Source organism: Collinsella sp. AM12-1 (assembly GCF_003472325.1).
Lineage (GTDB): Bacteria > Actinomycetota > Coriobacteriia > Coriobacteriales > Coriobacteriaceae > Collinsella.
Window position 1 is genome coordinate 14,623 of record NZ_QRLS01000021.1, and the last position, 14,379, is coordinate 29,001.

The following is a 14,379-nucleotide window of genomic DNA, read 5'->3' on the forward strand; positions in this document are numbered from 1 at the left end:
CACGCGACCACCTAACCCATGACTGACATGGCGAGCAGCACCGCGGCGATGCAATACGCCACACACGAGATCATGACGGCAATGACGTTCATGGCGGTGCCCGACGTGTTGAGGTCATGCTCGTCACGCCAGAACAGCACCATCAGGTAAATCACGGCGCTCATGTTGCCAACCAGGCAAATGATGGCAGCGATATTAAAGCACCCGGTAAAGAGTTGCTCCTCAAACATGGGCGCATCGGGGAACGCGGCGGTGCGCACCAGCTGGGCGCACAGGTAGGTCACGAGTGACAGAATCAGGCCCATGCCCGTGCTCTGGAAGAAGAATCCCAGATACGGCTTGGGCTCGTCGTCGTGACCGTCGTATTCCAGGAAGTAGTTCTTGACGAACGACACCATGCGCGAGGCCGCCAGCAGCACGAGCGGCATGGCGCACATGGGAAACACCACCAGATGCGCGGAGCCGAGCGCCGTTCCCAGCACGGTCGCCATGATGCACGACGCGATGCCCCATACAACAACCCAGTATTGGCGATGCACGAACCAGCTGAGCACATTCGTCGAGTCGTCGGACGCGCTATCGCCCGAGCCGACACCGGCGATCTGCAGGTCCTCCTGATGCTCCTCGGCGATAACGTCCATGGCGTCGTCGAAGGTCACGATACCCAAGATGTGGCGGTTCTCGTCACAGACGGGGATAGCGACCAGGTCATACTTGGTCATCTCGTCCGTTACGTCTTCCTGGTCCTCGTCGGGCGACACATAGACCAGGTCGCGATAGGCCAGCTGACCCAACGTGGCGTCGCGGTCGGCTACGATCAGCGTGCGCAGCGAAAGCACGCCGGTCAGCATGCCGCTCGGATCCTCGGTATAGACGTAGTAGACGCTCTCGAAGTCCTCGTCGAGCTCGCGAATCGCCTCGATGGCATCACCGACCGTTGCCGTTGCGGGCAGGGAGACAAACTCCGAGGTCATGATGCGGCCGGCGGTGTTGTCCTCATACCCCAGCAGATTACGAATCGCCTTCTCCTCCTTGACGCCCATCAGGCGCAGGAGCTTCTCGGCCTTCTCATAATCGAGCTCGTCGATCAGGTCGGCAGCGTCGTCCGGGTCCATCATGGCCAGCATCGACGATGCGTCGGTGTCGGACAGGCCCTCGAGCATCTCGGTCATAAGCTCGTCGTCATCGAACTCCGAGATGGCCTCGGCGGCCTGGGCAGTATCGAGCTGCGCAAACACCTGCGCACGCAGGCGCGGGTCGAGCTGCTCGATAATGTCGGCGATATCGGCAGGGTGCAGCTCGCCGAGCGTCTTGTGCGACACCGAGAGCTGAATGTTCTTGGTCGAGCGGTCGAGCAGGTCCATGTAGGACCAAGCGATGATGTCCTCACTGAGCGGCTTGCCCAGGTGCTTCATAAAGCCTTCGACGATATGCTCGAGCGCGGGGCTGATGGCGCGTAGCAGACCGCGAGCACCGACCTCGGCGCCCAGCAGGCGCAGCTGGTTTTCGCCCGACATGGAAAACTTGATGTCGTTGACGCGCACGACCTTCATGCCCTGCGTGTCGACAATCTGCTTGTTGAGCACGTCGCGGGCAAGCAAGAGTTCGGTCGGCTGCAGGTACGAAAAACGGATTTCGGTGGCCGACGTCTTAAGGTGTACACCCGTCTCGTCGATACGGTCGACCCATTTGCGCCAGCTGATCATAAACGGCGTCTTGCCGGGACCGCGGAACGCGAGCGACGTCACGTGTGGAAAAACTTCGCCGGTAGCAATACCAAAATCGTTGACCACGCCGAGCTTTTCGCCGTCGACGTCCAAGACCGGCAATTTGAGCATCTCACTCAGATAATTCAATGGTGCTCCCCATCATTGTTCCTCCGAACGCGGCCGCGCGTGCGGCGTCCGGGGGCTTCTGGATATGTATACGCATGCGCGGGCGGCACGCCGCTCGACGCTTACACCCCGTGCATGCGCAAAAAGCACCTGCATGGGGTCATCGACTGTATGGTCGAGGTTTGGATTTCACCTGTAACCTTTCTCTTGACCCTCATTAACCGCAGTAACTATAGCATCAGCATCGCCCTGCGGCATCGAATTTATGCGCTGCACATTGCAGGCATACCAAACGCTGACGCATCCGTGACATAGCCATTCGGGACGTTCTTAAACGACTACCCAATGACTACTCTGTGGTGTCATCGTCCTCGGCAAGTTGGGGGAACACGGCGCCTTTGGGCATGGTGACCTTCGTCAGCGAGGTGAGCTTTTTGCTCAGCGACGTGTCCGTCTTGACCAGGTCGCTGAGCGTCACGATCTTGTAGCCGTCGGCAATGAGGCCATCGATAATCTGCGGCAGCGCCTCGAGCGTCTGCTCGGCGCATTCGTCTCTATCGGTGAGCAGCACGATATTGCCCGGCGTCACCGAATCGAGCACCGTCGAGACCTGCTCGTCGGCACCGTTGAGCAGCCAGTCGCCCGAGTCAATATTCCACGAGACCACGGCGGAGACCAGGTCCATCGCATCAATCCAGTTTTGCTCGTCAAAGGCAGCGTAGGGAGCACGCAGCAGCATCGTCTTCACGCCGGTCGCCGACTTAATCGCATCGGTGCCTTTCGTGATCTGCTCGCGTACCGCCTCACGGTCCTGGCCCTTGAGCGAATCGTCGCTGTAGCTGTTGGATCCGATTTCGCACCCGGCATCGACAATCGCCTTGGCCGTGGCGGACGAGGCCTCGACCGCATCGCCCGAAAGGAAGAACGTCGCGGTGACGCCCTTTTCCTTGAGTACCTGCAAAATCTGCTTGGTCGCTCCGCTCGGGCCCTCATCAAACGTCAGCGCCACGTACTTTTCGTTGCCCTTGGGCGCCACGCTCGCGCACGCAACGACGCAATCGGTAGCGGGCACAACCTCGCCGCGGTCCTGCGTCTTACCCGATTGCTCGCCGACCCACACCTCCGAGCGGCCCTGGACACCCCACGTCTGCACATACTCGATAGCGCCCGTGCCCTCGACCTTGAGCTTGGGCTCGATAACCGTAGCCTGAATCTCGTGCTTCTCGTAGGTGTTACGGCCATCCTTGACCGTCACCTTCTCGCCGCCCTCAAGTTCGCGGCCTTTCCACTTACCCTGTTTTATGCGCTTGCCGTCCACCTTAACCGACAGCTTTTCGCCGCCATGGCGGGTCAGCACGCTGTCATCGACGGCCAGCAGGTCGCCTGCGTCGTAGGTGTCAGTCAACTCCTGGTCGTCGATGAGATTCTGCAGCGTAGAGCCCACACGCACCGCGGTCTTCTGGCCGTTGAGCTCCACGTCCACACTGCGGTTGACGTAGCCCACGACGGCAGCGATAAACAGCACGAGCGCACAGCCCACGGCAATGAGCGCATAGGGCAGGCGAGACGAACGACGGGGCGTACGGCTGTTGCCGATGCGAGCGCTGCGGTCGCTAAAGCCGCGGCTATGGTTGAGGTACATCGCGCCGGGCTTACGGTGACGCTTGCGCTGACCGCTGGGCAGCTGCCCCAGATCGCGGCGCGCCGTCGGACGCGCACCCGAACGCCCGTTTAAGTTGGATCCGTTTTGGCGCATGTGCCCTCCCCCATAAACACAGCAAGCCGGAGCAACAGGTCTCCGGCTTGCCTCCCATCATTTGGTACGTCGCTATTTTGTAGCTTTTGACGAGCCTCCGCTCGCCTTTTGGTATTCGTCCTTAAAGGCCTTGAACATGCCGCGCGTCTTGCCGAGCTGCTTGCCCAGTGCGCGACTGCCCTTGTCCACGGCAACCGACCCCTTGTCGTCGAGCACCTTGGCGCCCTTTTTGACCTTATCGCCCACCACGACGCTGGCCTCGGCGGCCTTGGCAGCCGCACCGCCCGAATACCCGAGCGACTTGACCTCGTCCGAGACGACCATCGCGCCGTTCTCGTAGCCGCGCAGCATCGTCGGCGGCACCTGCGTGTCGCCCACCAGCACGCTCGAAGCGGCACCGGCGGTCACATAGAATGCCTGTACGATGCCCGAGCGTGGCTTGAACTCAACGTCCGAGCAGTAGCCCACAACATCGCCCGATTCCGTGCGCACGTCCATGCCAACCCAGATGATGCAATCGTCCAGGTTGATATCGAGGCGCTTGGCCGCGGCGGCATCGTACGTGTCCTTGACGTCATCGACCGCAATGGCGCCCTCGTAGACACCAATGGCGTCTAGCGCTACGAATCGGTCGGGGCGCTCGATCATGCCCGCGATATCGGACTGGCGGACCATAAAGCCGACCACACGCGTACCGCCCGGGGTAAAGACCGGAAAGTGAATCTTTCCGAGCTTTTTAGGGCTGCGCGGCGTGCCGTCCTTTTTGGTGCGCTTGTCCTCGGTAGGCTTGCGATAGATCTTGGCGCCGACAAAATCCCCGGCGCGCATTATGCCTCGGTCGAGGGCTCCGCGGCCTCGGTATCAGCCTCGACGGCGTTCTCGACCACGACGTCGGCGGCAGGCGTCACGTTGCCGCCCGAAATGGCGTCGTTGAGCTGCTCGCGCAGCTGGTCCATGCGCTCGCGGGCCAGGTCGACCTTGGCGCGCAGGTCGTCGGTCTTGGCGTCGACCATCGGGCCAAAGTCATTCACCGCGGCACGGGCCTCCTCGGCGCTGTGCTCGTAGGTGTCGCGCATATTGTCCCAGGCGTCGTTGGCGATATCGGCAGCCATGGCGCGGGTCTCGGCGCCCGAGCGCGGAGCCAGAGCAACACCGATAATAGCGCCGGCAGCGGCACCAAAAAGTGCGCCGGAGACAAAGCTGAAAGTCTTACCCATGATCATTCCTCTCCTGCGGGCACGTCGGTGCCCACCGTTTGAATGCTGTCCATTATACCCGCAGCGCATCACTTGCCGCTCCGCTCATCTGCGTACGGCAAAGGCGCAGGTACGTGATGGTGATAAACGCGTAGGCCTACTCCTGAGGCATAGCCGGCATGGCCACCGTGGCACCCGGGTCCTCGCCGGCGCCGTCCACGAGCGGCAGGCCGCCCTCATGCGCAGGTCCTGCCGGAACCGTCGCCGCACCGCCAAAGACGGCAGCGGAGGCCTCGTGGTTCTCGGCAACCGCGCCCTCGGTATCAATCGCCACCTGGGGCTCGTCGTCAAAGTTGGGGACGCCCTGGGGCTCGGTGGGAACGGGCTCGGCGGTCGCATCGGCAACGGGCTCGGCGTCGACCGGCACATCGCCCTCGTCAGCGCCCTCGTCCTCGGCAGCATCTTCGCCGTTCGCAGCAGCGACGGCCTCGTGAGGATCCTTGCCCTCGGCCTCGGCGCGCATGCCCAGCACCAGGTTGCGCAGACCCGCGACCGTGCCTTCCACGTCGGGGGCAGGCTGGTCGGCGTGCAGGTACGCCCAGTCCATCATAAAGGTGGCCGACGACAGCGCACCGATGGCCAGTGCGTCGTCGGGGCACGAAAGCTCGACCTCAAAGACACGCTCGTCATGCTCGCTTACGCGCGTGCGGCCGCACGAGATGCTACCGGCAAGACCGGTCTCGTTCATGAGCTCGACCGTCACGTGCTCCAGCAGGTGGCAGAGCTCGGTCTGACCCATGCAGTCCTGGAACTCGCGGCCGGAATCACCCAGGCACAGGTGCTTGGCAATCGCCGGTACCAGGTAGTACACGCGCGCCGTGGCCTCGATGTCCTCCGAGGTCATGAGCGGCATGCCGGGGTTCACCAGCACATGCGCGCAGATCTTGTCCTCGCTGACGGTGACCTTAAGGATGTTGAACAGGCCTGCCATAACTCTCCCCTACTCTTCCTTGCCCTACTCGTCGCCGTCGTGCGGATTCGCGGAACCCGCACCCGACGTCGTCGGCTCGTTTACCGAAGACTCGGAATCCTTCTTATCGGTTTCGGCCGGAGCGATCACGCGAATGAGCGAGATGCGCTGGCCACGCATCGACTGCACTTTAAACTTGTACCCCGCGACCTCAAACACCTCTCCGATGTCGGGCACCGAGTCACAAAGCTCCAAAATCCAGCCGGCGATGGTTTCATAATCATCGCTTTCCTCGAGCGGCCAACCAAGCTCAATCGCGTCATCGCACGAAAAACGCCCATCAACGAGCCACTCGCGGCGCGAAAGGCGCGTGAGATACTTGTTGTCGGGGTCGAACTCATCCTCGATCTCGCCCACGATCTCCTCGACGATGTCCTCGATGGTAATGATGCCGGCCGTGCCGCCGTACTCGTCCACGACCACCACGATCTGGTCGTGCGAGGTCTGCATCTCGGACAGCAGCGGCAGAATATCCTTGGTGTCGGGCACAAAGGTGGCGTCGCGCAAAAAGCCGGCGATGGGCTGGTCGCCCTTGCCGTCGAGCGCGGGCTGAATCAGGTCCTTGATATGCGCGATGCCCGCCACGTTGTCGGGGTCCTCGTGATAGACGGGGATGCGGCTAAAGCCGGTCTGGCGCATGGTGGATAGCACGCTGGCGACCGTCTCGTCATCCTCGCACATGGTGGTGTCCACGCGCGGCACCATGACCTCGCGGGCAACGGTGTCGCCCAGGTCGAAGATCTCGTGGATCATGCGCTTTTCCTCGTCGAGCAGGTCATCCTGCTCCGAGACCATGTACTTAATCTCTTCTTCCGAGACGTTCTGACGGTCGTCGGCACTCTTGATGCGCAGGATGCGGGCTAGGTCATCGGAGCAAGCGCCAGTCAGCCACACGAGCGGACGGGCGATCTTTTGGAAAAACGACAGCGCCCCCACGACCTGCTTGGACACGCCCTCGGCATTGGCCAGGCCGATGCGCTTGGGCACAAGCTCGCCGATCACGATGGACACGAAGGCGACCGCGACGGTGATGATGACCGGCGCCAGGCCGCGCGCGATGGCGGAGAGCGGCGCGATGCCAAAACTCATGAGCCACGTGGCGAGCGGGTCGGACAGACTCGTCGAGGCGACGGCGGACGAGGCGAAGCCCACGAGTGTGATGGCGACCTGGATGGTGGCGAGCAGCTGGTCGGAGTCGGCAGCAAGCTTAATGGCACGCTCGGCGCGCCTGTCGCCTTCCTCGGCCTCGTGCTCCAGCACGGCGCGCTTGGCCGTGGTGAGCGCCATCTCAGACATAGAGAAGTAGCCGTTGATGAGGGTCAAAACGAAGGTGGTGATAAGGGAGATGGTTATGTCCATCGGGAGTTTCTCGAACCTCCAAGATTCGGGACGTTGGGTAGTAAGCGTAGGTGACGGATAGGGCAGTTGCGCCCGGCGGCCGCTTGGATGGGCCCGCGGGCACAGGAGCGATCGCTAGATTACGAAGAGGATCACCGCCATGAACTGGAAGATACTGCCGGCGAGCACCCACAGGTGAAACACGCTGTGAAGATAGCGCACGTTTTTGGCGATATAGAACGGCACGCCCACGGTGTAGCACACGCCGCCGACGGCGAGCAGGGCAAGTGCCACGGGGTTGAGCAGCGACACGAGCTCGGGCAGCTTAAAGACGACGAGCCAGCCCATCAGCAGGTAGACTAGGCCGCTTACCCAGTGCGGTTGACGCTCGCGCATAAAGCACTCGAGGGCGATGCCGATAATGGCGATGGCCCATACGGCAAAGAACAGCGCAGGGCCGCCGTCGTTTGCGAGCGTGATGAGGCAAAACGGCGTATAGCTGCCGGCAATAAGCAAGTAGATGCAGCTGTGGTCGATGATGCGAAACACGCGCTTGGCGCGCGCGGGCTGAATCGCGTGGTAGAGCGTGGAGGCTAGGTATTCGAGGATAATGCTGACGCCATAGACAATCGCCGCGGCCATGTGGGCCGGGCCCCCGCCACGCAGGGCAGCGAATACGATCAGGAGCACCAAGCCCGCGATACCCAGCAGGCAACCGACACCATGGGTGACGGAGTTCATGATCTCCTCGCCCACCGTGTAGCGTGGAACGGCCGCGGTCTTGGGTCGCGGCTTAGAACTGTCGCTCGAATCGGACATGCCGGTTACATCCTCCAACATAAAAGAGTTCTCAACACTATATCAAAGCGTCTGGGTACGTGCGAAATTTGCACCATACGTGACCCTTTGTTTACCCATTCTTTGCCTGTTGACGCATCAACGGCGAACATCCATAATGCGCTTGCATTAAATGTTGATGTATTAACATCTTATAGGAAAGCTTCTTATGTCTCAAAACGCACGTTCCCATCGAAAGCTCAAGATAGCCGGCATCGTTGCGCTGGTGCTCGTTGTCGCGCTGCTGGGGTTTGCCGGCAACTTTCTGTTTGACTTCGCGCTGAATCCCCGCGCGCCATACACCATGAAGATGGTGCAGGACGGCAAGGACGCCGAAAAGGGCGAGCAGATGGATGCCGAGGAAACCGAGGCGCGGGCGTGGTTTAAAGAGAACCGCGAGATCAGCAGCCTCACCGCGGACGACGGAACCGAGCTTGCCGCTTGGTATTTTGCCGCCTCGGAGAACACCCACGATTACGCCGTCTGCCTGCATGGATATACCAACGAGCCCATCGGTATGGCCCGATACGTCAAGCGATTCCACGACCGCGGCATGAACGTACTCGCACCCGCCGCCCGCGCCCACGAGCGCTCCGGCGGCGACTATATCGGCATGGGCTGGCCCGAGCGCCTCGACATCGTCGCATGGATCGAGCGAATCGTTCAGGCTGACCCCGAGGCGCGCATCCTGGTCTTTGGCGAGTCGATGGGTGCAGCAACTGCCATGAACGTCGCGGGGGAATCTCTGCCCGCAAACGTAAAATGCATTATCGAGGACTGCGGTTATACGAGTGTTTGGGACGAGTTTTCCCTGCAGCTCAAGGACGTGTTCGGCCTGCCCAGCTTTCCTTTGCTCGATGTAGCAAACTTGGTGTGCAACGTGCGCGCGGGCTACGACTTTCATAAGGCGAGCAGTGTGGAGCAACTCAAACACGCGACGGTTCCCATGCTGTTTATCCACGGCGACCAGGACACCTTTGTGCCGTACAGTATGCTCGACCAAAACTACGAGGCGTGCGCCAGCAAGGTTAAACAGAAGCTCACTATCCACGGCGCCACCCACGCCAAGAGCGCGCAAGTTGACCCCGAGCTCTACTGGAATACGGTCGACGACTTCCTCGATAGGAATTTTTAGGGAAAAAGCGGCGTCTGGGGATTTATCTAACCCCCTATTTTCGGAAGTATGCGGCAAAATCTGGAACTGCCGACCAGACCGCAGTTTTACCAACAATTTATCAGGGGTTTTGTTGCCAAAAAATGTCGTGTGCTCGGCGGTCTCGAAATTTGCCGCATACTTCCGGAAAGCCGCCCGCAAGCGCTGTGCTCACGGGCGGCTTTTGCTCGACTTACGCCACAGAGGCGCTTGTTTTGTTCAATAGCTAGGTGCTACTTGACCTCGATGAGCTCATACTTGCTCGTGCCCAGGCCGATCTTCTCGGCGTGTGCGATGCAGGAGCGCCAGTCGGTGTCGGGATGCGTGATGCAGAAGGGATCGCGCGCCTGCTCGCCCTCCAGATGCTCGTGGTTGTGCTCCATCTTGGCCGCGCTATCGGTGAGCTCGGTGTTGGGAAGCGGCTCGGACGCCATGACGGCATCGGCACAGGCCTGGTCGATGGCGACCGGGTCGAAGCTCGCGAACATGCCGATATCGTTAACGATGGGCGTGTCGTTTTCGGGATGGCAATCGCAGTTGGGGCTGATGTCCATAGCCAGTGAGATATGGAAGCTCGGGCGACCGTCGACGATGGCCTTGGTGTACTCGGCAATCTTGCAGTTGAGCACGTCGGCCGCGGCGTCATAGCCGGGCTTGATGGCATCTTGGTTGCACACGCCGATGCAGCGGCCGCAGCCCACGCAGCGATCGTGGTCGATGGCGGCCACGTGGACCGTGCGGGTGTTGCCGTTGGCAAGCTCGCGCTCGCGAGTGTCGTCAAACGAGATGGCGCTGTGCGCGCAGATTTTCTCGCAGGCATGGCAGCCAACGCAGCGCTCGGTCGCGACGTTCGGCTTGCCGGCAGCATGCTGCTCCATCTTGCCGGCACGGCTGCCGCCGCCCATGCCCAGGTTCTTCATGGCGCCGCCAAAACCGGCCTGTTCATGGCCCTTAAAGTGCGTGAGGCTGATCACGATGTCGGCATCCATGAGCGCCTGACCGATCTTTGCCTCGCGCACGTACTCACCGCCCTCGACCGGGACGAGCGCCTCGTCGGTACCCTTGAGGCCGTCGGCGATGATGATCTGGCAGCCTGTGGCGTACGGGGTAAAGCCGTTCTGGTAGGCGGTGTCGATGTGCTCGAGCGCGTTTTTGCGGCTACCCACATAGAGCGTGTTGCAGTCGGTGAGGAAGGGCTTGCCGCCCAGCTCCTTCACCACGTCGGCGACGGCGCGGGCGTAGTTAGGGCGCAGAAAGCTCAGGTTGCCCAGCTCGCCAAAGTGAATCTTGATGGCAACGAACTTGTTCTCAAAGTCGATCTGCTCGATACCGGCGCGGCGAATGAGGCGCTTGAGCTTGTCGAGCTGGCTCTCGCGGCCGTGCGTGCGCAGGTTGGTGAAGTACACCTTGGCGGGTGCGACGGGTGCAGTTGCGGTCATAGATCTATCCCCTCGGTCTATATGGCGTTACAGACATAGGAGATGGTACCCGTTGAAGCGGGGTTGAAGTCAAGCGCAGCGCCTGGCCACTCATTGGGGACAGACTTAAATGAGTGCCGCCAGGGACAGTCCTTGCTAGCACGGCCAGCGAGCCGGCCAATCGGCAAAGACCGTCCCCGATGACTGGTCGTTTAAGAACGTCCCCAATGACCAATAAGGGGTTACTCCTGCACTTTGAGGGCCTCGGCCAGGCTGACGCGCTTGATAGAGCGCGTGTGCAGCAGCGCCACGACCAGGTAGGTCGCAAAGCCAATGCCGACGCATGCAACCATGGACCAAGCGGGCACGTAGATCTCGATATTGCCGTTGTAGGCGAGCAGCATCGAGCGGAAGATGGCCGTGAGCGATCCAATAATGACCGGCAGGCTCAGCACGAGCGACGCAGCCACGCACAGCGTAATCGAGCGGATGTACAGATGCGAGATCTCGCCATCGCGATAGCCAAAGACTTTCATGTAGCTGATCGAACGGGCGCTGTGGTCGATCACCGCCTTGGTCAGCAGGTACATAAACAGCAGGAAGATAAACACCGCGAGCCCGATCATCATTCCGATCATTTTACTCATCATGCCGATGAACTGGTCACCCACGGCGCGCATGTCGTCGGGCGTGGTGTCGCCGGCAAAGTAACGAGCATCGAGGTCGAGCTTCTCGTCGCTCACATAGCCGTTAAAGTAGGCGGCATCGTTGTCGAACAGCTCGTTAAAGTCATCGATACTCATATAGATATTCATGTCCGACTTGGAGCGCCAGGCACAGTCCTTGCCCGCGTACTCAAGGGAATAATGCTCGCCCTCGTACTTGTCGCCGAGCGTGACCTTCTGACCCTCGCTCCAGCCAAACTTATCGAGCAGACCGCCGCCAAAGACGACGCGTCCATCGCCGACGTCCAGCCCTTTCCAGTAGCGCGAGTCGGGCGAGATACCATAGACGGAAATCGTTTCCTGCCCATTTCCGTCACCGCGGTCGTATTGCAGCTGGTAGACGGCGTATTTCTCGGCCTGCGCGATTACGTCTGCACCGTTGTCGATCGTGTTAACCGGGTGAATGTCGTCGTTGTCAGTGTCGATCTTAGAGGCCTTGTCGATCAGGTCGATAGCCTCGTCGCGGTTGCAGCCGAGGGCATCGGCAAGATCGTCAAGGCGCGCGTAGAGCGCATCCTTCTTGTCCTGGACCTTGGCAAGCGCATCCTGCGCTGCGGTCAGGCTCTCGGCAGACGGAGATGCGGTCGCGGCATCGGCTGCCGCCTGTGCCGCATCGGCCGCATCGTCAAGCTCGTCATCGGCATCCTGGGCAGCGGTTAGCAGCGCGCCGTCAACCGACTGCAAGCGCTCGAGCGCCGACCACTGCTCACGCTCCTCGGCAGTGCCCTCGAGCTCCAGCGGAGCCTTGAGCGTGTACTGGTGCTCGGCGACCAGGCTTGTCTCGAGGTTGTCGGCGTAGTGCGTCATCGTGGGCAGAATCGCCAGGCCAAAGAGCAGCAGCAACGAGGCAAACGCAATGCCTACGAAAAGCGTAGCGAAGTTGCCCAGATTGCGCAGGAAGATACGCAGGCGGAAGCGCGAGACAAAGCCCATGCGCTCCGGCAGCTGCAGGCCGCGCTTGGTGCCCGATTTGCCGCTCGCCTCGTGGCGAAGAAACTGCAACGGCGTCTTGCCCATTTTGCGAAGCAGGCCCACCAGCGTGATGAGGATGAGCGCAGCGGCGGGGACCACGGCGCACTTCACAAAGATCTCCCAGCTCCAGTACACCTGGAAGGGCGGCAGGCTGTACGAACCGTAATAGAGGCTGCGCATGGGCTCGGTAAAGAACACAATGCCGAGCGCAGTGCCCAAAAGCGCCGCGACCACGCCCACGATAGCGGGAAGCGCAAGGTAGTGCAGCACGATCTCGCGTCGACGATAACCGCTGGCGAGCAGCGTGCCGATGATGGCGCTCTCCTCCTCGATGGTGGCGTCGGTGAGCACCACAAAGACAAACGCCATGATCACGATGATGATGTCGAGCAGCGTCATCCACATCATGGAGTCGCCGTCTACGTCGTCGCGCGCATAGCCAATGCCCTGATTGGAATCGGCGTCGACAAGATCGTCCACGCGCGCATCGGCATCGGCCAGCGCCTCGACCATGTCCTGTTCGGCATCGATGCGATCTGCAGTGGAGAGATCGCGATCGGCAAAGATGAAGGAGTAGGTGTAGGCAGGCGCGCCGCCGGCATCTTCGAGCGCGGCAAAGCCGGCGTCGGTGACCTCGGCCACGCCATAGGTGATGGTGTTCACCGTAAAGTCCGAATTGTTGAGGAACAGCGCCTGGCTATCGGGCTGGGTCATGATGCCGCAGATGGTGTAGGTGCGGCCCTCAAGCTCAACCTTATCGCCCACGGCGAGGTCGTTGTTGGTGGCAAAGACACGGTCGACGGCCACCTCGTCGTCCGCCTTGGGCTCCTTGCCCTCACAGTAGGACGCGATATCGACCTTGGTGCGGTGCGCATAGGTGCGCAGCGTGCGCTTGGTGCCGTCGTCGCCCGCCGCCTTTTTGATAATGGCGTCGATAGAGAAGTTTTTGTAGAGCGCAACGCCGCCGACGTCTTCTGCCGCGTCCTCAGCGGCCTTGAGCTGTTCGTCGGTGGCCTCGAAGGAAGTGGTCACACGGCCGTCCTCAATCGTGTACGCATCGCGCATGTCGTCGATGAGGTGGCCGATGGAGTGGGCCGCGAGCAAAAAGCCCGAGGTAAGGGCGATGCTTCCGCACACAAGCAAAAAGATGCCCAGGTACTTGCCGATATTGCGGCGCAGCTCGCGCGGGAGACGTTTTGCGAGAGGTGTCATGGCGCCGCCTACCAATCGAGCTCGGAGGCCGCGACAGGCGACTCATTGGGCTCGTCCTCGACGATGCGCCCGTCGCGCAGGCGCAGCACGCGATTGGCCATGCGCGCGATGGCGGCATTGTGGGTGACAATGATGATGGTGCAGCCGTAGGTGCGGTTGACATCCTCCATGAGCTGCAAGATTTCCTTGGACGTCTTGTAGTCAAGCGCGCCCGTGGGCTCGTCGCACAGCAGCAGGCCCGGATTTTTGACGAGTGCGCGGCCGATGGCGCAGCGCTGCTGCTGGCCGCCCGAGACCTGACGCGGGAACTTGTTGCGATGTTCGTAGAGGCCCAGCGAGCGCAGAAGATCGTCGACATTGAGCGGGTTTTTGGACAGGTGTGCTGTGACCTCAATGTTCTCCTTGATGGTGAGATCGGGCACCAGGTTGTAGAACTGGAAGACAAAGCCCAGCTCACGGCGTCGGTATTCGCCCAAGTCGGTAGGTTTGAGCACCGTGAGGTCGCAGCCGTCCACCATGATGGAGCCGCCGTCGGCATCCTCCAGGCCGCCGATCAGGTTGAGAAAGGTCGACTTGCCCGAGCCCGAGGGCCCCAGCATGACGCAGATCTCGCCGCGGTTGATAGACGTGTTGATGCCGTCGAGCACCGTCAGGCGTGCATCTCCATCGCCGTAGTGTTTCCTGAGCCCGCTGACCTGGACATAGGCTTGCTTTGTCGACATGCTATCCCCCGTTGTTAGCCTTCTGCTACTTTTCTAGGGTAATAGTAAACCCAGGCGAACTATTTTTAAGCGACAGGCGCGATTTTTTCCAAACCAGTCATTGGGTACTCATTGGGGACAGACTTAAATGACTGAAACCACTCATTTGAACTGCGTCCCGAATCTTGGCCTTCTTTATTAGAAGC

General features: G+C 60.9%; 11 protein-coding genes. 1 reads left to right on the top strand and 10 read right to left on the bottom strand.

The features are described from left to right. Window positions 1-11: 11 nt before the first annotated feature. From DW136_RS08830 to DW136_RS08860, 7 genes are all read right to left on the bottom strand, one after another. Window positions 12-1,856: a magnesium transporter gene (locus tag DW136_RS08830; protein WP_118289437.1), complete on the bottom strand. Its 1,845-nt coding sequence runs from the start codon at window positions 1,854-1,856 to the stop codon at window positions 12-14. A 328-nt stretch (window positions 1,857-2,184) separates the two neighbouring features. Further along, window positions 2,185-3,591 carry a polysaccharide deacetylase family protein gene (locus DW136_RS08835; protein ID WP_233546557.1) on the bottom strand — a complete coding sequence of 469 codons (1,407 nt, stop codon included), beginning with the start codon at window positions 3,589-3,591 and terminating at the stop codon, window positions 2,185-2,187. Between the two features lie 72 nt (window positions 3,592-3,663). Then, window positions 3,664-4,419, bottom strand: a complete 756-nt coding sequence (locus DW136_RS08840) for a hypothetical protein (protein ID WP_055252569.1) — start codon at window positions 4,417-4,419, stop codon at window positions 3,664-3,666. Next, entirely contained in the window at window positions 4,419-4,808 is a 390-nt protein-coding gene (locus DW136_RS08845) for a YtxH domain-containing protein (protein WP_099432470.1), read from the bottom strand. Before DW136_RS08845 ends, DW136_RS08840 begins: the two co-directional genes overlap by 1 nt. Window positions 4,809-4,944: 136 nt before the next feature. Next, on the bottom strand, window positions 4,945-5,778 hold the full coding sequence (locus tag DW136_RS10190; protein ID WP_233504106.1) for a hypothetical protein: 834 nt from the start codon (window positions 5,776-5,778) through the stop codon (window positions 4,945-4,947). Between the two features lie 24 nt (window positions 5,779-5,802). Then, entirely contained in the window at window positions 5,803-7,176 is a 1,374-nt protein-coding gene (locus DW136_RS08855; protein WP_118289438.1) for a hemolysin family protein, read from the bottom strand. 114 nt (window positions 7,177-7,290) lie between these two features. After that, window positions 7,291-7,974, bottom strand: a complete 684-nt coding sequence (locus DW136_RS08860; protein ID WP_199580222.1) for a hemolysin III family protein — start codon at window positions 7,972-7,974, stop codon at window positions 7,291-7,293. 187 nt (window positions 7,975-8,161) lie between these two features. Between DW136_RS08860 and DW136_RS08865 the strand changes: the two genes are divergently transcribed. Then, window positions 8,162-9,127, top strand: coding sequence for an alpha/beta hydrolase (locus tag DW136_RS08865; RefSeq protein WP_118289439.1), 966 nt, complete (start codon window positions 8,162-8,164; stop codon window positions 9,125-9,127). Window positions 9,128-9,378: 251 nt separating this feature from the next. On the opposite strand, the gene DW136_RS08870 is transcribed toward DW136_RS08865, so the two are convergent. The 3 genes from DW136_RS08870 to DW136_RS08880 form a co-directional block, all read right to left on the bottom strand. Next, the gene (locus tag DW136_RS08870) at window positions 9,379-10,584 is read right to left on the bottom strand and encodes a DUF362 domain-containing protein (protein WP_118289440.1); all 1,206 of its coding nucleotides are present in this window, start codon (window positions 10,582-10,584) and stop codon (window positions 9,379-9,381) included. 221 nt (window positions 10,585-10,805) lie between these two features. Further along, a complete protein-coding gene (locus DW136_RS08875) occupies window positions 10,806-13,472 on the bottom strand; it encodes an ABC transporter permease (RefSeq protein WP_118289441.1) in 2,667 nt (888 codons plus the stop codon). A gap of 8 nt (window positions 13,473-13,480) precedes the next feature. Next, window positions 13,481-14,194, bottom strand: a complete 714-nt coding sequence (locus tag DW136_RS08880) for an ABC transporter ATP-binding protein (RefSeq protein ID WP_118289442.1) — start codon at window positions 14,192-14,194, stop codon at window positions 13,481-13,483. Window positions 14,195-14,379 lie beyond the last annotated feature (185 nt).